The following is a 19,009-nucleotide window of genomic DNA, read 5'->3' on the forward strand; positions in this document are numbered from 1 at the left end:
CCCCTCACCGCATCCCCCGACGCTCCGGCGTCCAAGGAAACAGCCTCCTCTCCCCCCACACCAGCACGCTGTTGATGACCAGCCCCAGGGCCCCGGCCCACGCCACCCCCGCGAGCACGTCCCGCGTGCCGTCCGTCGACAGGCCGGACTGGGCGATGAAGATGCCGAGTCCCTCCCCGAAGCCCGCGAGGATCTCGGTGGCGACGGCCAGGACGAGGGCGATGGCGGCGGAGATACGGAGACCGGCGGCTATGAAGGGCGCAGTGGCGGGGAGTTCGACCCGCAGGAGCACCGAGAGACGCCCGAAGCCGAAGGCACGCAGCGTGTCCTTGGCCAGGGGATCGGTCTCGCCGAGGCCGTAGACGGTGTTGAAGAGGATGGGCCAGACGGAGGCGTACGTGATGAGGGCGACCTTCGTCTCCGTACCGGAGCCCAGCAGCAGGGACACCAGAGGGATCAGCGCGACGGACGGCAGGGGCCGCAGGAACTCGACGATCGCGCGCACGGCTTCGTCGACCACGGGCACGCTGCCGAGCAGCAGACCCAGCGGAACGGCGATCGCGCAGGCGAGGCCGAGACCGAGGGCCCAGGCCCGGACCGTGGCTCCGACGCCGTCCAGGAAGACCGGATCCCCCGCCAACTCCACGGCGCGTGCGAGGACTTCGGAGGCGGGCGGCAGATAGCTGCGACGCACAAGACCGGCCCGGCCGACCGCCTCGCACACGCCGAAGGCGAGCAGCACACCGAGCGCGCCGAGCAGCAGATCCTGACGGTGTGCCCCGCGCTTCCCACGCTTCCTCACTTGACGAGCAACGTTCCCGGATCGATCGCCTTCTTCAACAGGCCCTGTTTCTTCATGAGTTCGGTGAGGCGGCGCAGCTGGGTGACGTCCGTGGTCGCCGGGTAGGCCGGCAGCCGGATCGACTCTGCCTGGTCCGCGGTCACCTTGGCGTACTTGGGCAACTCCTCGCGTACGGCGCTCTGGTCCTGTGTGGCGAGTTGCGCAGCCGCGGTGACGGCCCGTTTGAAGGCCGCGGCGGTCTTGGGGTTGTCGGAGGCGTAGCCGCGGGTCGTGACGTAGCCGCTGATCGGTATGGACTCCACGGGGGCGGAGCCGCCGTCGACGAGGACGCGGGCGTCGAGGTCGTTCTGGATGGCGCTGTTGAAGGGTTCGGCCGCGTGGACGGCGTCGACCTGTCCCTTCTCCAGGGCGGGGCCCATCTGGGGGAAGGCGATCTGCCGGTACTCGGGGCGGCCGGCGCCCTGTTGGTCGAGGATCGCGTTCAGCGTCAGCGACTGGATGTTGTTGAGGATGTTGACGGCGACCTTCTTGCCCTTGAGGTCGGCGACGCTCCTGATGTCCGAGTCCTGGGGCACGAGGACGTCCATCATGTGCGGCGCGACGCGTGCTCCCTCGGCGAGGATGCGGAGGTCGAGGGTGCCCTTCTCGTGGGCCTGGAGGAAGGTGACGTAGTTCGCGCTCGCGATGATGTCCACCTGGCCCTTCGACAGGGCGGGCAGTGCCTGGATGCTCTGCTGGACGGGCTGGATACGTACGTCCAGGCCCTCCTTCTTGAACAGGCCCCGGTCCTGCGCGATGTAGAGGGGTGCGTCGTCGGCCAGCGGGAGCGCGGCGACGGTGATGCTCGACCTCTCCAGCCCGTTGCCCCCGGCGTTACTGGAATCGGAGTCGTCGGAGTCGCCGCCGCAGGCCGCCAGTGTCATCACCAGGGCGATCGCGGCGACGGTCGGTTTTCCCGTACGGAAGCGGGCTCGGCGCGTCGGCATGCGCGCATGATGCCCCCGACTTGACGTGATCACCACACACTTATGCGCCGTTCCCGCGGCCCTCGGGAAAATGCGAAAGCACATTCGCGCCGCCGGTCGAGGGAGAGCCGTTTCGCACGCCCTTGCCGCGCCGCCACGGCCGGGTCACCGTGGTGGCGTGACCTCACGAGCGACGCCCACGCCACCCGCCGGGGAACCCGGTCCGGACGCCATCCCGGACGCCGTCCCCGACGTCTTCGATCCCCGGCAGTACGCCGCCGGTGTCCCCCACGCCGCCTACCGCGTCCTGCGCGACCATCACCCCGTGGCCTGGCAGCAGGAGCACGAGGTGCTCGGCTGGCCGGCCGGGCCCGGCTTCTGGGCGGTCACCCGGCACGCCGATGTGGTCCGGGTACTGAAGGACTCGGGGACGTACTCCTCGCACCTCGGAGCGACCCAGATCAGGGATCCGGATCCGGACGACCTGCCGTTCATCCGGCGGATGATGCTCAATCAGGATCCGCCGGGGCACGGGAGGTTGAGGCGACTGGTCAGCCGGGCGTTCACTCCGCGCCGTGTCGACCACTTCGCGTCGGTCGCCCGCGCCCGGGCCCGCTCGCTCTTCGAGCAGGCGGTGGCGACGGCCCGTGAGAACGACGGAACGTGCGACATCGTCACCGATGTCACCGACGACTACGCGCTGCTCAACCTGGCGGATCTGCTCGGTGTGCCGGAGAGCGACCGCGGGCTGCTGCTGCACTGGACCCAGCGGGTCATCGGCTACCAGGACCCGGACGAGGCGGGCCCGCCCGTGCTGGACGCGGTGGGCAGACCGGTCAACCCGCGCTCACCGGCGGCACTGCGGGACATGTTCGCGTACGCCCGCGAGCTGGCCGGACACAAGCGGCGGCATCCCGGTGACGACGTCATGACCGTGCTCGCCGCCGACGGTGAACTCGCCACCGCGGAACTGGAGATGTTCTTCTTCCTGCTGACGGTCGCGGGCAACGACACGGTTCGCGGCGCGACTCCCGGCGGACTGCTGGCGCTGGCCGGACATCCGGAGGCATACGCCCAACTGCGCGCCGGTGAAGTCGACTTGGAGTCGGCCGTCGACGAACTCCTGCGGTGGCACCCGCCGGTGCTCACCTTCCGCCGCACAGCACTGCACGACACCGAGCTGGCCGGGACGCCGGTCCGCGCCGGGGACAAGGTGGTGGTCTTCCACGCCTCCGCCAACCACGACGAGCGGGTGTTCGCCGAGCCGCACCGGCTGGACCTGGCCCGTACGCCGAATCCGCACGTCTCCTTCGGGGACGGACCGCATGTCTGCCTGGGCGCGCACTTCGCCCGGCTGCAGCTGCGGGTGCTGTACGAGGAGGCGCTGCGCGTCCTGCCCGGGCCGCCGCGCGTCGCCGGGCCTCCCCGGCGGCTCGTCTCCAACTTCATCAACGGCCTGAAGTCGCTGCCGCTGCACGTGGCCTGAGCCGGCCGGTTCGGCTGGGCTCCCCGAGGTACGGGTTGACGATCCATTGACCTGCAACTTAGGTTTGCCTTACCTAAGTGGTTTTCGCCTCCGAAAGGCCAACTGCCCATGAGATCCGCCGTGTTCGCCCGCGCCACCCGAATCGCCGCCGTCGGTGCCACCGCCGCCGCGCTGACGGTCGGGCTCGCCACCTCCGCCTCGGCAGCCACCGCCACGCGGTCCGTGACGGTGAGCGGAACGACGTACAACCTGTCGCTGACGGCCCCCGACGCCCTGTCGACCGCCGGGCAGAACATCACCGTCTCCGGCAGCGGCTACAACACCATCCAGGGCGTCTACGTCGGCCTGTGCGTGATACCCGACGGCGTCGTGCCCGGGGACCCGTCCACGTACACCTCCCGGCCGACCCCCTGCCTGGGCGGCGCGGACCAGACCGGCACGACGGGCGCCTCTCACTGGGTGTCGAACTTCGGCGGCGGCACGGTCGCGAACAGTTCCGCCTACGGCTCCGGCGGCTCCTTCAACGTCAGCGTGCACGTGAACCCGAACATCGCCACGGGCCAGGTCTGCGGCACGGACGTCGACTGCGCCATCGTGACGCGCGCCGACCACACGGCGAGCGGCACCCGCTCGTACGACGTCTACATCCCGGTCACCTTCTCGTGACCGCGCCTCTCAGAACCCGGGGGCGGAGCGATGTGCTCCGCCCCCGGGCGGCGGGCGCCCTCGTGGGAATCACGGCGGTGGTCCTCACCGCCGTCGTCGTGAGCACACCCGCCGTCGGCGCCGACGACCCGCCGGGCACGGACGGGTACGAGCAGACGGCCCGCCTCACGACCGTCGGCAAACCGCTCGACCTGCTGGTGCACCCCGAGTCGGGGAAGCTGTACGTCGGGTCCGACACCGTCGCCGGTACGACGGGCGGGAGCCTCGCCGGGATCTATGTCGTCGACCCGGCCGCCGGGAACGTACTGAACTGGGTGAAGACCTCCCCCGGCAGCACCGGCGCGCCCGCCCAGCTGCCGGGCAAACGGCTCGCCGGGCCGCTGCCGGGCGACGGGGTGCACTACCTGGTCGGGCTGCGCGGGATCGCCGCCGTGAAGGACGGGGACGCGGCGGGCCGCGGGGGCTGGCTCTCCGGCACGACGATCACGCAGGCCAAGGCCGGTGCGAAGGCCGGCACGGTCGTGGTCGTGCGCGGGACGAAACTGGAGGAGGTCGCCGTCGGCGAGACGTCGGTGACCGTGGAGCGGTCGCTGACCCTGCCGGCCGTCGGCGGTCCGCTCGCCGTGGACACCGCCGCCGGGCAGATCTGGGTCACCGACAACACCAACAGCCTGCTGCGCAGGGTCGGTTCGGCCGACTTCGCGCCGGACGGCAAGGAGATCGCGCTCGGCGCCGGTGCCGCGGTGTCCTTCCTGGAGTGGGACACCGAGCGCGGGGTGCTGTGGGCGGGGCGCGGCACCGTGCTGGAGGCGTACGACATCGCCAACGGCAAACTGGCCGCCTCCTTCGACGCGAAGCCCGGTGACACCATCGCGGATGTCGCCGTGGACCCGCGCTCCGACCGGGCGTTCGCGGTGTGGCAGGACTGGGGCAATCCGCCGGAGGAGGGGGACGGCGTGGGGCAGCTCGCGGTGTACGACACTGCGACGCTCAAGGACCTCGACATGGGCGCCGAACTGCCGGGCGTCAACGGCCAGTTGGGCAGCTCGTCCGTCGCGGTGACGCCGGGCGGCGACTCGGTGTTCGTCGGCAGCCCGTCCGACGCCTCGCTCACCGTGTTCCGGGCTCCGGTGCCGCCGTCGCCCTCCGAGTCGCCGACACCGTCCGACCCGGAGTCGCCGTCGCCCTCGGACCCGGCCTCGCCCAGCCCTTCGGACGGAACGCCCGAGCCGTCGCCCAGTGACTCCGGCCCGGGCGCCGATCCGAGCGCCTCCGGCACCACGGTTCCCGTCGACGGTCCGAGCGCCGACGGAAACAGCGCGGGTGGCACGGGAGGCGGTGGCGCGCAGACCACGACCGGTGGCGGTTCGCTCGACACCACCGGCGACGGGTCGCTCGCCTCGACCGGCACCGACGTGCTCCTGCCCGCCGCGGCCGGCACCGCGGCGCTGCTCGCCACCGGCACCGCCGCGGTGCTGTGGCGCCGCCGACGGGCCACGACGTAGGCCGGCCGGTGGACCGACCGGCCTCCGGGCCGTGAAGGAGACAAGCGCACGACAGACCCCCACCCCGGAAGGTTCAGCAGCCGCGAACAGGCCCGAACCAGGGCCCGTATCAGTGCTGTTGGACCTTCTGCGGTGTCGCCTCGCTCGGCCGTACGACGACGTAGCCCTCGCCCTGGAGCATCAACTGGACGGCCTCGCCGGAGCCGCCGCGGATCATCGAGCCGATGGACTGCGAACGGTGCAGTGTGGTCTGGAGGTTGGCCGTCCAGCCGACGATCGCGTCCGTGTCGACGTACACCGGCCACTGCGGCGAGACCGGGATGACCAGCGGGTTGCCCTCGCAGACGAGACCGAGCCTGCCCTGCCCGGTGAAGACGCTGTTGAACAGCCCGCCACCGGTGATGCCCGCGCCCTTGACCGTCTTGATCTCGTACTTCAGCGAGGCGTCGAAGCACAGTACGTTGCGGCCGTTGACGGTGAAGACGTCACCGGGGTCGATGTCGACGATGAAGCAGTTCTGCGCCTCGTGCGCGAACCAGGCCTCCCCCTGCCCGCGCACGGCCATGAGCGGCAGGCCCTCGCCGGTCACGGCCCGTTTCAGCATGCCGCCGACGCCCTGGCCCTTGCGCTCGAACTGCAGGTTGCCCCGGTAGGCGATCATCGCGCCCTGCCGGGCGAGCATCTCGCCGTTGACGGCGTACTTGATCGACTTGGCGTTCTCGACGCTCATGCCCGCCGCAGTGGCCGGCTGCACCATGTACTCGCTGGAAAACAGATCACCCTTCATGCGGGCATCCTGTCCCGGAGGCGCGGGTTCCACCATCCAACGGCGGGATGAAAGGCGGCGACGAAGGTATATGTCCGCCGAACGAAAGGCGGGGCGGCCGACGCCCGCTCGCGTCGGCCGCCCCTGCGGGGCCTTTCGGCCCCACCCTGTGGGGGGGGTGGTTCGTCAGTCGTCGATCAGCCGCCGTCCGCCCGGTTCAACAGTCGTCCGACGGCCGCTCGACGGTCAGAAGGTCAGCTTCCAGCTGTTGATCGTGCCGGTGTCCGCCGAGGCCACGTCCTGCACGCGCAGCTTCCAGGTGCCGTTGGCGGTCTCGCTCGAAGCGTCCACGGTGTAGGTCGTGTTGACGTTGTCGGCCGAGTCCGAGCCCGAGGACTTCAGCCGGTACGCCGTGCCGTCCGGGGCGACCAGGTCGATCACCAGGTCACCGCGGTAGGTGTGGGTGATGTCGACGCCGACCTGGAGGGCCGAGGGCGCGTTGCCGGTGCGGCCGGTGACGGCGATCGCGGACTCGACGGCCGAGCCGGCGTCCGGGATGGAGACGGCCGTGGTGCTGGTGAAGGTGGTGCCCCCCGTGGAGCCTCCCGACCCGCTCACCGCCTGCACCGTCTTGGCCGCGTCCGCGAGACCCGCACCACAGCCGCCCGAGCAAGCACCGGGCAGAGCACGCGAGTTGGTCTTGATCGCGGACTCGATCTGGGCCGGGGTCAGCGCGGAGTTCGCCGACTTGGCGAGCGCGGCGAGACCCGCGATGTGCGGGGCGGCCATGCTGGTGCCCTGGTAGTAGGCGTACGACTCCGAACCGGGGCCCTGCGTACCGGAGTTCAGCGTGGACAGGATGCCGTTGGCGGTGCCGGTGCTGGTCTGGCCACCGGGTGCCGCGATGTCGACGACCGAGCCGAAGTTGGAGTAACTCGCCTTGGCGCCCGTGCGGTTGAGTGCGGCGACCGAGATCACGTTGCCGCAGCTGGCCGGTGAGTAGTTGGCCGCGTTGGCGTTGCTGTTGCCCGCCGCGACGACGACCGTGGTGCCCCGGCCGACCGCGTTGTTGATGGCGGTCTGGGTGGCCGTGGTGCAGGCACCGCCGCCGCCCAGGCTCATGTTGATGACCTTGGCGACGTTGGCGTTGGCCGGGACGCCGGAGACCGTACCGCCGGACGCCCAGGTGATGGCGTCGATGATGTCGGAGTCGTAGCCACCGCACTTGCCGAGGACACGCAGCGGGGAGATCTTCGCGTTGTACGCGATGCCCGCGACGCCCTTGCTGTTGTTGGTGACGGCCGCGATGGTGCCCGCGACGTGCGTGCCGTGCCAGGAGGAGGAGCTGCCCGTGGTCTGCTCGCACTCGCCGGCGGCGTACCAGTCGCCCGGGTCGGCCGGGTTGCTGTCGCGCCCGTTGCCGTCGACCGAGACCGCGGTGTCGGAGATGAAGTCGTAGCCCGCGACGATGTTGGCGGCGAGGTCGGAGTGGGTGACGTAGCCGGTGTCGATGACGGCGACGGTCACGCCGCTGCCGGTCGCGGTGTCCCAGGCGCCGGGCACGCGCATACCGGCGGTGGTCTCGAAGAGGTCCCACTGCTTGCTGTACTCGGTGTCGTTCGGGTCGGCCTGCGGCTTGTTGAGGCGGTCCGGCACGACGTAGGCGACCTGCGGGTCGGCCTGGTACTCGGCGACGACATCGGCGACATCGGCCTTGCTCAGCTGCTCGCCGAGGTCGACCAGCGCGGCGCCGGTGCCGAGGCGGCGCTGGAAGTCCAGGCTCTCGCCGGCCTCCTTGCCCTTGGCCTCGGCGTCGGCGGAGGCGGCCTTGTTCGACCTGGCCTCGGTGGCGCCCGACTTGTAGCCGACGATCAGCCGCTCGGCCGGGGCGGACACGGCAGCGGCGGCGGTCTTCGCGGTCTGCTCGGCGGGGACCTTGGCGGTGGCGGGACCGGCCAGCGCGAGGGACGTGGCGGTCCCGGCCAGCAGTGTCGCGGAGATCGCGGCGACGGATATCAGCTTCCGTCTCGCGGGTCGAGGAGTACGCAAGTGAGTGCCTTTCGTGGCCGGCTCCGGGCAGCGCGGAACAGGCGGTGCGATGCGGTGCATGCGGTGCCGTGCGGTGCGGAGCAGCGGTTCGATTCGCTTCGTCGTCGAAGCGGCGGGGGGTGCAATCGAGAAGGCGCGAAGGCCGGCCGTGCGCGAGCCTCCAGTCAGGGGTTACCTGTGGTTCGGCTGTGCTCGAACAATAGGCGGAGCCTTTATCCCGCGGATACGGGGAAAACCCTCGATCCATGGCCGAGAACCCCCTATGGGGGCCGTCCAGTTGGCGGGAAAGCACCCTTTCCGGACGTTCAGTCCTGTCTCGCCATGGAGGCGTGCGGACGGGACGGGAGGGACTGCCGCTGGGAGAACGCCGACACGTACGAGGCCGACCTGATCCTCGTCGACAACCGCAAGGGCAACCTCCAGCCGGCCGACCTGAGGGAGACCAAGACGACCTGGGCCCGGCTGCCCGCCGTACGGGCGGACCGGACGTTCCCGTGGGCCGTCGAGGAGCGGTAGAGCCATGGCGGGTACGCGCCGCGCATCGCGCAACTGGCGGCGGCACTGGGGCAGTCGGAGGCCGTTAGCTCGTAACGGCCGCTCCACGGGCTGGACTTGGCTGCCGTCGGCTCGGCCCGCCGCCAGCCTCAGTCGTCGGGCTCAGGCGTCGGGCTCAGGCGTAGGGCTCAGGCGTCGGGCTCAGCTGTCGACGGACTCGGACACCCTGAGGCCGTCGTCGGTGGCCGCGAGGAACTGTGTGGCGGCGAGCTCGGCGTACAGCGGGTCGCCGGCCACGAGTTCGCGATGGGTGCCGACCGCCCGGACCTGCCCCGCGTCCATGACGACGATCCGGTCGGCCATGGTGACGGTGGACAGCCGGTGGGCGACGACCAGGACCGTGGTGGTGCGGGCGACATCGGCGACGGTGTCGCGCAGCGCGGCCTCGTTGACCGCGTCGAGCTGGCTGGTGGCCTCGTCGAGCAGCAGCAGTCGGGGCCGCCTGAGCAGGGCGCGGGCGATGGCGACGCGCTGGCGCTCACCGCCCGAGAGCTTGGTGCCTCGGTGGCCGACGAGGGTGTCGAGCCCCTTCGGCAGCCGGCCGACGAGGGAGTCGAGGCGGGTGGTCTTCAGCGCGCGGAGCACCTCGCCCTCGTCGGCGTCGGGATTGCCGAGCAGGAGGTTGTCGCGGAGGCTGCCGGAGAGGACGGGCGCGTCCTGCTCCACATAGCCGATGGCGGATCGGAGCGCGGAGACCTCCCAGTCGGTGAGGTCGCGGCCGTCCAGCGTGATGGTCCCCTGCTCCGGGTCGTAGAACCGCTCGATGAGCGAGAACACCGTGGTCTTCCCGGCGCCGGACGGTCCGACGAAAGCGGTCATGCCGCGCGGCGGGACGGCGAAGGTCACGCCGTGGTGCACGTACGGCAGGTCGTCGTCGTAGCGGAACCGGACGTCCTCGAAGGCGATCGCGGCGGGCTCGGCGCCCGGCCGGGGCAGCGGTGAAGGCTCGGCGGCCGGTTCGGCGGGCAGCAGCCTGGCCTCCTCGATCCGGGCCAGGGCGGCCGAGCCGGTCTGGTACTGGGCGACGGCTCCGACGACCTGCTGGATCGGCGCCATCAAGTAGAAGACGTACAGCAGGAACGCGACGAGGGTGCCGATGTCGACCGCCCCGGTAGCGACCCGTGCGCCGCCTACGGCGAGGACGGTGATGAAGGCGACCTGCATCGAGAGGCCGGCCGTGTTCCCCGCCAGCGCCGACCACTTGGCGGCTCGTACGCTCTGGCGCCACGACTCCTCGGCCGCCGCGTGCACGGCCCGCTCCTCGCGGTGCTCGGCGCCGGACGCCTTGATGGTCCTGAGCGCGCCGAGGGTCCGCTCCAGCGAGGCACCCATGGCTCCGACGGCGTCCTGCGCGCGCTTGCTGGCGCGGTTGATCCGCGGCACGATCACGCCGATCACCGTGCCCGCGGCCAGGACCACGCCCAGGGTGACGCCCGTCAGCACCGGGTCGACGAACCCCATCATCGCGAGCGTGGCCACCAGGGTGAGCCCGCCCGTGCCGAGGCCGACCAGCGAGTCGGTGGTGACCTCCCTGAGCAGCGTGGTGTCCGAGGTGATCCGGGCCATCAGATCGCCGGGCTCACTGCGGTCGACGGCGGATATGCGCAGCCGCAGCAGATGCGACACCAGGCCCCGCCGGGCGCCGAGCACCACGGACTCGGCGGTGTACCGCAGCACGTACCCGCCCAGCGCCCCGATCGCGGCGTTGGCGACCACCAGACCCGACATGGCCAGCAGCGCGCCCGTGATCGACCGGTCGTGCCCCAGGTCGTCGATGAGCGTTCGGGCGACCAACGGCAGCGCGAGCCCGGCGGCGCCCGTCAGCAGCGACAGCACGGCCCCGAGCACCAGCGTCCAGCGGTACGGGCGTACGTACCCGAGCAGGAGCCGCCACGGTGGCGTGGACGGTGAGTCGGACGGGTCGGGCTGCGGCACGGTGCTCCCCCTCGATCGGCTCCCCTCCCGCTCTCGGCCGAAGTCTCGTCCAGGGCGAAGGGGGATCGATGGAAGTATCGCCGATGCCACTGACAGGGCCGTAGGGGGTTTTCGACCGGCCTACTCCGAACAAGCCCGTCGAGTAACGTTCGATGAATGACCGCTGCCCCCGAACAACCGGCGTGGCGCCGGCGAGCCGTCGAGCGATCCACCCGGGCCGCGAAGCTGCGCGCGGAGGAACGCGTACAGAAGTTTCTGGACTCGGCCTACGAGCTGATCGCCGAGAAGGGCACGACGGACTTCACCGTCCAGGAGGTCGTCAACCGCTCGAAGCAGTCGCTGCGCAGCTTCTACCAGTACTTCGACGGGAAGCACGAGCTGCTGCTCGCCCTGTTCGAGGACACGCTCGCCAAGTCGGCGGACGAGATCCGGGAGGCCGCCGCGTCGAAGAGCGATCCGCTCCGGGCGCTGCGCCTGGCCGTGGAGATGCTCCACGAGCGGGCGCGGCCGGGCCCCGACGTGCCGCGGCAGTTGTTCGGCCGCTTCGCCCTGCAACTGCTGGTGAAGCACCCCTCGCAGGTGGCGACCGCCCATCGGCCGCTGCTCACGGTGTTCGCGGAGCTCATCGAGCGGGCCGCCGACGCGGGCGTCATCGCGGCCGGGCGGCCCCGCCGTCAGGCCGCGCTCGTCCTGCAGACCGTGATGTTCGCCGCGCAGGCCCATGGTTCGGCCGCCGACGGCCGCGCCGAGCCGGTCACCTCCGAGGAGGTCTGGCGGTTCTGCCTGGGCGGCATCTCCGGCCCCCCTCCGACAGCGGGCAGGCCCGCCACGGCCTAAGCGCTCCGGTGGAAGGGCCTGCTTCATCTGCGGGTCCGTAGCGGCTGGGTGCGCAGTTCCCCGCGCCCCTAAAAGGGCGCGCGTGCCGACAGGCGCAGCACACTCCCCTCGCCGTTCGCCGAGAGGAGGAGGGAGCCGTCCGGAGCCGCGGCGAGGCCCGCGAACGGGTGCGGGGAACCGGGCATGCCCGCGGCGAACAGGGCGGGTTCGGTGCGGGTGATGCCCGGGGGCAGGCCGACCGCGAGGTTCTCGGCGTCGATCCGGGTCTCCCCCGTCGTGAGGGACACCGCCCGCAGACACCGGTGCTCGACGTCCACCGTGAACAGTTCGTCCCCGCGGACGGCCAGCCCCTGCGGCGCGCCGAGGCCGTCCGCGACGGTCACCGTCTCGCCGTCGTCGATCCGAAGCACCGCCCCGAGTTCGTCGTCGCTGACGTAGCAGCGCCCCTCGGCGTCGAAGGCGATGTCGACGGGGTGCCGGAGCCCTTCCGCGAGCACGGTGACGGTGTCCGTCCCGTCGATCCGCCCGTCGATCCGCACGACGCGGCCGGCGCCCGACTCCGCCACGACGAGGGCTCCGTCGGGCGCGCGCTCGATCCCGGTGGGCTCGTTCAGCCCCTGCACCCGTACCCGCGTGGTCCTGCGCACGGGATCGTACGTACGGACGTCGCCGTACTCGGAGGCGAAGTGGAGAAGTCCGTCGTCCGCGGTGATGCCGTGGACGAAGGGCTGCAGTTCGTGGGTGATGACACCGCTGGAGTCGTGCTCCCCGGAGTCGCCGGGGCTCGCCAGGCGGTAGTGGTCCGCCGCGTAGACCGTGCCCCGGAGGTCGACGGTGACCCCGAAGGGGCCGCTGAGCCCTCGGGGAACGATCTCCCGGGTGCGGCCGTCCTCGCGCATCTCCGTGACGCCGCCGCTGCCGAAGCTGGAGACGTACATGCGGTTCTCCGCGTCGAAGGCCGCGTTGTCCAGCCCGAGGACGCCGCTGACGACCACCGACCGCGCCCCGGTGGCGAGATCGATGCGGGTCACGATGCCGGCCGGGCCCCGCGAGAGGACAACGAGGACGCCGCCCTTGTCGAACCGGACCGCGACCGGGTCGTCCACCTCCTCGGCGAACAGTTCGGGGGTGCCGCCGTCCGGCGGGATCCGCCAGACCTGGTTGCCGATCATGTGCGGGTAGTACAGACAGCCGTCCGGGCCGAGCTGCATCGCGTTGCCGAGGGCGAGCCCGTCGGTCAGCACCACCGGGTCGCCGCCGTCCGGGAACAGCTCCAGCAGACGGCCGTTCATCTTCATCTCGTTGACGAAGAGCCGGTCTCCGACGCAGGTGATGCCGTTGGGCACCTGCACCTGGTCGGAGACGAGGCTGTACGCGCCCTCGGGGCTGCGCCGCCAGACCCGCCCCGGTGTCAGGTCGGCGATGTACATGGAACCGTCCGCCCCGAAGGCGAGGTCGTCGGGCGCCTGGACCGGGCCGTCCAGCGGCACCACCACGTCGACGTCCCCCGTGGCCGTGTCGACGGCGCTGATCTGCCCGGCGAGGAACTGTGCCACGTACAGCCGTCCGTCGGGTCCGAAGGTGACGCCGTTCGAACCCCACAGCCGGTTCGGGGGGTTGAGTCTCCGCAGGTCCCAACGGCCGTTCGTGGAGGGCGTGTTGCTGGATACGTCGCCGGTCGTGTTGCCCGTGTCGTCGAATCGGTTGGGCCGCATCGTCGTTCCCCGTCCCTGGGTTCGGTGATGGTCAGTCGTACGGTCGGGGCGCCCACACCCCCGTGGCCGGGCGCCCCGGGCCGATCACTCGACGATGACGTCGTTCATGCCGCCGTCCGCGCGCCAGCGCCTGAGCAGTTCGTGGAACGCGACGGGTCCGTCGCCGTACGACTCGCTGCGCTTCCTGGGCCTGCCCTCGTTGTTGTAGTAGCCGGGGGTGCACTCGGCCTGGAACCTGTAGAGGTCCGCGGCCTTCTGACGGATCGTCGCCACCCAGGCGTCCTGGGCCTCGGGGGACGGCTCCACGTACCGGGCCCGGCGTCCCCGCGCCTCGGCGACCACTTCGGCGACGTGGCCGGCCTGTTCGTCGAGGATGTGGACGTAGTTCACGGCGCTGGCGTTCTGCAGCGGGCCGAGCTGGAAGAGGTTCGGGAAGCCGTGGCTGTAGAAGCCGTGGAGTGTCCTCGGCCCGCTCTGCATCCAGGCCCCCGGTAGCGTGGCGCCCTCCCTTCCGTACACGGGGAGTTGGCCGGACAGGATGCCCGAGACGCCCACCTCGAATCCGGTGGCGAAGATGACGCAGTCGACCTCGTACTCGGCCCCGCCGACGACGACGGCGTCCTCGGTGATGCGCTCGACGCCCCCGTGGTCGGCCGTGTCGACGAGCGTCACGTTGGGCCGGTTGAACGTGTCCAGATAGTGGTCGCTGAACGTGGGCCGCTTGCACATGTAGCGGTACCAGGGCTTGAGCGCCTCGGCCGTGGAGGGATCCTCGACGACGGTGTTCACGCGGTCGCGGATCTCGTTCATCTTCTGGAAGTCGGCGAGTTCGTTCACGCGGTCGCGTTCCTCGGGCAGGAGGTCCGCGTAGTTGTTGGTCGGGATGAGGTTCTGCAGCAGCCGGGCGCTGCTGGTCCAGCCGTCGTTCACCAGGTCCTCGTCCGCGTGGGTCCCGGTGACGGTCCTGAGGAAGTTGTCCCTGCGGCGCCGCTGCCAGCCCGGTTCGAGCGACTCGGCCCACCCCGGGTCCGTGGGGCGCTGGCCGCGTACGTCGACCGAGGAGGGCGTGCGCTGGAACACGTACAGCCGCTCGGCGTCGCGGCCGAGGTGCGGCACGACCTGGATGGCGGTCGCTCCCGTGCCGATCACGGCCACGTGCTTGTCGGCGAGCCGGTGCAGGTTCCCGTTCGCGTCGCCGCCGGTGTAGGCGTAATCCCAGCGGCTGGTGTGGAAGGTGTGGCCCTTGAAGTTCTCGATGCCGGGGATGCCGGGCAGTTTCGCCTGGCTGAGCGTGCCGCTGGAGACCACCACGAAGCGCGCCCGCATGCGGTCACCACGGTCGGTGGTGACGATCCACTCCAACTCCGTGTCGTCCCACCGCAGTTCGGTCGCCCGGGTCCGGAAGCAGGCGTCCTCGTACAGGCCGAAGTGGCGCCCGATCGCCCGCGCGTGCTGCCTGATCTCCTCGCCGGGCGCGTACTTCCACTGAGGGACGTAGCCGATCTCTTCGAGGAGCGGCATGTAGACGTACGACTCGATGTCGCAGTGGATTCCCGGGTACCGGTTCCAGTACCAGGTCCCGCCGAAGTCCCCGGCCTGCTCGATGACCCGGATGCCCCGCACGCCCGCCTGCCGCAGGCGCGCCCCGGCCAGCAGACCGCCGAACCCGCCGCCGACGACGACCACTTCCACCCGGTCGGTCAGCGGCTCCCTGGTGAACTCCGGCTCCGCCACGTACGGATCGTCGGCGTAGTAGCCGAACTCACCGGCGACGCGGTGGTATTGGGCGTTGCCGTCGGGGCGGATCCGCCGGTCGCGCTCGGCCCGGTAGCGAGCGCGCAGGGCCTCCGGGTCGAACCCGAGCCCCTCCGGGTCGAAGTCGGGCGCGGCGGACGGGGTGTGGGGGGTGTTGGTCATGCGTGTCCCTTCTGTTGTGGAGGGGGTGCGGTCGTCGCCCGGTCGCTACCGCGGGCGGAAGTGGAGACGGAGCCAGGCGGCCTGGCCGCCATCGACGAGCAGGTCGGTCCCGGTGATGTACGACGACTCGGGGCCGGTCAGGAACGCCACGGCGTCGGCGATCTCCCCGGGCGTCCCGACGCGGCCCGATCCGCTCGCGTCCAGCATCTGCATCATGTGGGCCCCGGACGGCGACGCGGCCTCCGCCCGGGACATCGCGGTGGCGATGACGCCCGGGCTGACGCTGTTGATCCGGGCGCCCCGCAGGTTCCAGGCGAGCGCGGCGGCCTGCACCCGCAGGTGGTTGGCCCGCTTGGTCACGATGTACGCGGTCTGCGCGTCGTCGCCGATGGCGGTGACGACGTCGAGGCCGAGGAGGTCCTCGGTGGCGGTCGTCGCGAGGGCGGCCTCCTCCTCGCGGCTCAGGGACGCGACATGACCGGCCATGCTGGAGATCACCACCAGGGACGTGCCGCGGGTGGCGACCGTCTCGAACGCGTCGATGACATGGGCGGTGCCGAGCAGGTTGACGTCGACGATCGTCTTCGCCGGCCCGGTCGCGGGCGAGACTCCCGCGGTGTGCACGACGGCGGCCACCCGGCCCTCGGCGTCCGCCGCCTCCGCGAGCTTGTGCACCGCCCCGCGGTCGGACACGTCGGTCACCATGCCGCGCACCGCGTAGCCCTCGTCGGTGAGCGCGGTGACGGCGCGGTCGAGTCCCTGGCTCGACGCGTCGGCGAGGAGCACGTTCCGCCCGTTGCCCAGCCGGCGTGCGACCGCGACGCCCATCCCTCCCGCCCCCGTGACCACGACCACGTCACGACGCTCCTCGTTCGGACGGTCGACCATGAACAACCTCCCTGATGGTGTGAACTACCCTTTGCCAGGCGCCCGGTTGGGCGCGAGGGCTACAACACGCCAGTGGCCGGTACGGCGTCGCGCCACGTGGAGCGCACGGCGACGGCCTGCCGCCAGCCGCGGATCGCCTTCGGCGGCATACCGACCGCGAGAACCCCGGCCAGGCGGTCGCCCCTGCGATAGGCGACCAGGAACCGGCGCTCGGCCAAGTCCCCCTCCACCACGGCGACTTCGTCGTGGCCGCGCAGATAGCCGAACGCCTGGACCTTCATGCCGTACTGGTCCGACCAGAAGTACGGCACCGGCGCGAACGGCTTGCGCGCCTGCGGGTGCAGGAGGTTCCGGGCGGCGGCCATGCCCTGCTCGGCGGCGTTCGTACGATGCTCGATGCGCATCGACGCCCCGAACAGCGGGTTGTGCCAGCGGGCGACGTCACCGGCCGCGTACACGCCGCCGGTCGTCGGCGCAGGAGACTTCGTCGCCCCGGGGGACTCGCGTACCGCCTCGCAGTACTCGTCGCAGACCAGGCCGTCGCCCACGGTGAGGCCGCTGTCCGCCAGCCACTCGGTGTTCGGCAGCGAGCCGACGGCCACCAACACCTCGTCGCCCACGACCAGTTCACCGTCGGCAAGCCGCACGCCGCCCTCGGTCACCTCACGGACGGTGACTCCGGTGCGCAGGTCCACCCCGTGCTCCAGGTGGGCGGCCGACAGCACCCGCCCGACCTCGTCGCCGACGGCGTGGCCGAGCGGTACGGGAGCCGGTTCCAGGAGGGTGACCTCGGCGCCCAGGCCCCGGGCCACGGCGGCGGCCTCGGCACCCAGGAACCCGGCGCCGACCACGACCAGCCGCCGCCCCTCCCCCAGCCGGTCCCGCAGCGCGAGCGCGTCGTCCAGGGTGCGCAGCACATGCGCGTGCCCGTCACCGGGCAGCCGCCGCGGACGCACCCCGGTGGCCACGATCAGTCCGTCGTACGCGACCCGCGTCCCGTCGGCGAGCAGCACCTCACGCCCGTCGAGGTCAAGGCCCGTGGCCGCGCTGCCGAGTCTCAAGTCCAGCTTCAGGGCGTCCAGTTCGCCGGTCGAGCGCAGCGTCAGCCGGTCGTGCTCCCACTCGGACGCCAGGATCTGCTTGGACAACGGCGGCCGGTCGTACGGCGGGTGCGGCTCGTCACCGACCAGGGTGAGCGCGCCGTCGTACCCCTCCCGGCGCAGCGTCTCGACGGCCGAGAGTCCGGCCGCCGAGGCACCCACGACGAGAATCCGCCTCACTGGTCGACCAGCCGGATCGCCGCCGCCGGGCAGATCGCCACGGCCTCGCGCACCCCGTCGAGGAGTTCGTCGGCGGGCTGCTCCTCCAGCAGGATCGCCACCCCGTCGTCGTCACGCTGGTCGAAGACCTCCGGGGAGGCCATCACACACTGCCCCGCCGCCACACATTTCGGTTCGTCCAGTTCCACACGCATGGTCTTCTTCCTTGCTCCTTCGGTACGTTCACCCACTGCGTTCAACGGTGCGGGCCGGTCACCAGGTGACGGGCAGGGAGGCGACGCCGTACGTGGTGCCGTCGTGGTCGAACTCCAACTCCTCGACCCTGGCCGCCAGGCGCAGCGTGGGGACGCGCCGGTAGAGGGTGCCGTAGACGACCTGGAGCTCCAGGCGGGCGAGGGACTGGCCCAGGCACTGGTGGGGGCCGTAGCCGAAGGCGTTGTGCTTGCGCGCGGGCCGGGTGACGTCCACCTGGTCGGCGCCGGGGAACGCCTCGGGGTCCCAGTTGGCGGCGTGCAGATCCACGATCAGGCCGTCGCCCGCACGGATGACCTGGCCGCCGATCTCGATGTCCTCGGTCGCGACGCGGCGCAGACCGACCTGGACGATGCTCAGATAGCGCAGCAGCTCCTCCACCGCGCCGACGACGACCTTGGGGTCCTCGGAGTCGCGTACCAGGGCGAGTTGCTCGGGGTTCTCCAGCAGGACCAGCGTGCCGAGGCTGATCATCGTCGCGGTGGTCTCGTGGCCGGCGATGAGCATCGCCACGCCCATGTGGACGGCCTCGCTGCGGCTCATCTCCCCGGCCGTGACCCGCCCCGCCATCTCGGACAGCACGTCGTCGCCGGGGTCGGTGAGCTTCTTGCCGAGCAGGTCGTCGAGGTAGGTGGAGAGCGCGGTGCTCGCCGCCCGGGAGTCCTCGGGCGCGGCGGCACGGTCGAGCGCGAGGCTGCTGTTCCGCTGGAAGAACTCGTGGTCCGCGTACGGCACTCCGAGCAGTTCGCTGATCACCAGCGAGGGCACGGGCAGCGCGAGCGCCGTCAGGAGGTCGGCCGGGTTCGGCCCGGCCAGCATGTCGTCGATCAGACCGTCGACGATCTTCTGGATCGGGGCCCGCATGGCCTCGATCCGCTTGACGAGGAACGGCCCGTTGACCATCCGGCGCAGCCGGGTGTGCTCGGGGGCGTCCGTGTTGACGATGAGCTCCGGGGTGTACTCGGCGATCTGCTGCCGGTACGCCGTCACGAACGGGAAGTTGCCGGGGCTCTTGTCGTTGGCGCTGACGCGGGGGTCGGTCAGCAGGGCCCTCTGCAGGGCGTGTCCGGTGATCATCCAGGGCGTACTTCCGTCCCAGATCCGGACCTTGCTGATCGGGTTCTGCTCGCGCAGCTCCTCGACGGCCGGCGGCGGGGCGAACGGACAGCCTGCCGCCCTCGGCATCGGGAACTCGGGCATCGCCTCGGCCGCGTCGGACGCGGCTCCGGCCAGTGTCTCGGCCATCTGACTCCTCGGTGGGGGCTCCGCCGGGGCGGAGAACGGGGAAGGGTTGGCGACCTCTGGACCACATGCAAGCGGAGCGGACTGACGGCTTCCGGTCAGTTGCCTGACATGAAGCTGACGTGACCCAGATCACATATTGGACCCGT

At 71.3% G+C, this 19,009-nt stretch carries 16 protein-coding genes; 5 read left to right on the forward strand and 11 right to left on the reverse strand.

All coding sequences use genetic code 11. From position 1 onward, the window contains the following. Positions 1–4: 4 nt before the first annotated feature. Both AOK17_RS38570 and AOK17_RS38575 read right to left on the reverse strand, forming a co-directional pair. Entirely contained in the window at positions 5–802 is a 798-nt protein-coding gene (locus AOK17_RS38570) for an ABC transporter permease (RefSeq protein ID WP_055617276.1), read from the reverse strand. After that, entirely contained in the window at positions 799–1,788 is a 990-nt protein-coding gene (locus AOK17_RS38575; RefSeq protein ID WP_055617277.1) for an ABC transporter substrate-binding protein, read from the reverse strand. The genes AOK17_RS38570 and AOK17_RS38575 overlap by 4 nt, the downstream gene beginning before the upstream one ends. Before the next feature lie 157 nt (positions 1,789–1,945). Here AOK17_RS38575 and AOK17_RS38580 point away from each other — a divergent pair, with 157 nt between their 5' ends. The 3 genes from AOK17_RS38580 (at position 1,946) to AOK17_RS38590 (ending at position 5,424) form a co-directional block, all read left to right on the forward strand. After that, the gene (locus tag AOK17_RS38580; RefSeq protein WP_425424671.1) at positions 1,946–3,253 is read left to right on the forward strand and encodes a cytochrome P450; all 1,308 of its coding nucleotides are present in this window, start codon (positions 1,946–1,948) and stop codon (positions 3,251–3,253) included. Between the two features lie 108 nt (positions 3,254–3,361). Continuing rightward, positions 3,362–3,919: a hypothetical protein gene (locus AOK17_RS38585; RefSeq protein ID WP_055617278.1), complete on the forward strand. Its 558-nt coding sequence runs from the start codon at positions 3,362–3,364 to the stop codon at positions 3,917–3,919. Positions 3,920–3,951: 32 nt separating this feature from the next. Next, a complete protein-coding gene (locus tag AOK17_RS38590) occupies positions 3,952–5,424 on the forward strand; it encodes a hypothetical protein (RefSeq protein ID WP_055617279.1) in 1,473 nt (490 codons plus the stop codon). 109 nt (positions 5,425–5,533) lie between these two features. On the opposite strand, the gene AOK17_RS38595 is transcribed toward AOK17_RS38590, so the two are convergent. Together AOK17_RS38595 and AOK17_RS38600 are read right to left on the reverse strand one after the other, a co-directional pair. Then, positions 5,534–6,211: an AIM24 family protein gene (locus AOK17_RS38595; protein ID WP_055617280.1), complete on the reverse strand. Its 678-nt coding sequence runs from the start codon at positions 6,209–6,211 to the stop codon at positions 5,534–5,536. 225 nt (positions 6,212–6,436) lie between these two features. Then, positions 6,437–8,239, reverse strand: coding sequence for a S8 family peptidase (locus AOK17_RS38600; RefSeq protein WP_055617281.1), 1,803 nt, complete (start codon positions 8,237–8,239; stop codon positions 6,437–6,439). 321 nt (positions 8,240–8,560) lie between these two features. On the opposite strand from AOK17_RS38600, the gene AOK17_RS38605 reads away from it, so the two are divergent. Further along, positions 8,561–8,755 carry a hypothetical protein gene (locus tag AOK17_RS38605; protein ID WP_055617282.1) on the forward strand — a complete coding sequence of 65 codons (195 nt, stop codon included), beginning with the start codon at positions 8,561–8,563 and terminating at the stop codon, positions 8,753–8,755. Between the two features lie 180 nt (positions 8,756–8,935). On the opposite strand, the gene AOK17_RS38610 is transcribed toward AOK17_RS38605, so the two are convergent. Beyond that, complete coding sequence (locus AOK17_RS38610) at positions 8,936–10,729, reverse strand: ABC transporter ATP-binding protein (RefSeq protein ID WP_055617283.1); 1,794 nt, start codon at positions 10,727–10,729, stop codon at positions 8,936–8,938. A gap of 156 nt (positions 10,730–10,885) precedes the next feature. Between AOK17_RS38610 and AOK17_RS38615 the strand changes: the two genes are divergently transcribed. Beyond that, positions 10,886–11,566 (forward strand): TetR/AcrR family transcriptional regulator, encoded by a 681-nt coding sequence (locus AOK17_RS38615; RefSeq protein WP_055617284.1) that lies wholly within the window; start codon positions 10,886–10,888, stop codon positions 11,564–11,566. Between the two features lie 68 nt (positions 11,567–11,634). Here the strand turns inward: AOK17_RS38615 and AOK17_RS38620 are convergent, their stop codons facing one another. The 6 genes from AOK17_RS38620 to AOK17_RS38645 form a co-directional block, all read right to left on the reverse strand. Continuing rightward, entirely contained in the window at positions 11,635–13,281 is a 1,647-nt protein-coding gene (locus AOK17_RS38620) for a hypothetical protein (RefSeq protein ID WP_055617285.1), read from the reverse strand. Between the two features lie 84 nt (positions 13,282–13,365). Then, positions 13,366–15,198: a flavin-containing monooxygenase gene (locus AOK17_RS38625; protein ID WP_055617286.1), complete on the reverse strand. Its 1,833-nt coding sequence runs from the start codon at positions 15,196–15,198 to the stop codon at positions 13,366–13,368. Between the two features lie 45 nt (positions 15,199–15,243). Continuing rightward, entirely contained in the window at positions 15,244–16,086 is an 843-nt protein-coding gene (locus tag AOK17_RS38630) for an SDR family oxidoreductase (RefSeq protein WP_055617287.1), read from the reverse strand. Positions 16,087–16,145: 59 nt separating this feature from the next. Further along, entirely contained in the window at positions 16,146–17,366 is a 1,221-nt protein-coding gene (locus tag AOK17_RS38635; protein WP_055617288.1) for an NAD(P)/FAD-dependent oxidoreductase, read from the reverse strand. Then, positions 17,363–17,560 carry a ferredoxin gene (locus tag AOK17_RS38640; RefSeq protein ID WP_055617289.1) on the reverse strand — a complete coding sequence of 66 codons (198 nt, stop codon included), beginning with the start codon at positions 17,558–17,560 and terminating at the stop codon, positions 17,363–17,365. Before AOK17_RS38640 ends, AOK17_RS38635 begins: the two co-directional genes overlap by 4 nt. A gap of 58 nt (positions 17,561–17,618) precedes the next feature. Further along, positions 17,619–18,863, reverse strand: coding sequence for a cytochrome P450 (locus AOK17_RS38645; protein WP_055617290.1), 1,245 nt, complete (start codon positions 18,861–18,863; stop codon positions 17,619–17,621). Positions 18,864–19,009 lie beyond the last annotated feature (146 nt).

It is taken from the genome of Streptomyces phaeochromogenes, assembly GCF_001418655.1.
GTDB lineage: Bacteria > Actinomycetota > Actinomycetes > Streptomycetales > Streptomycetaceae > Streptomyces > Streptomyces phaeochromogenes.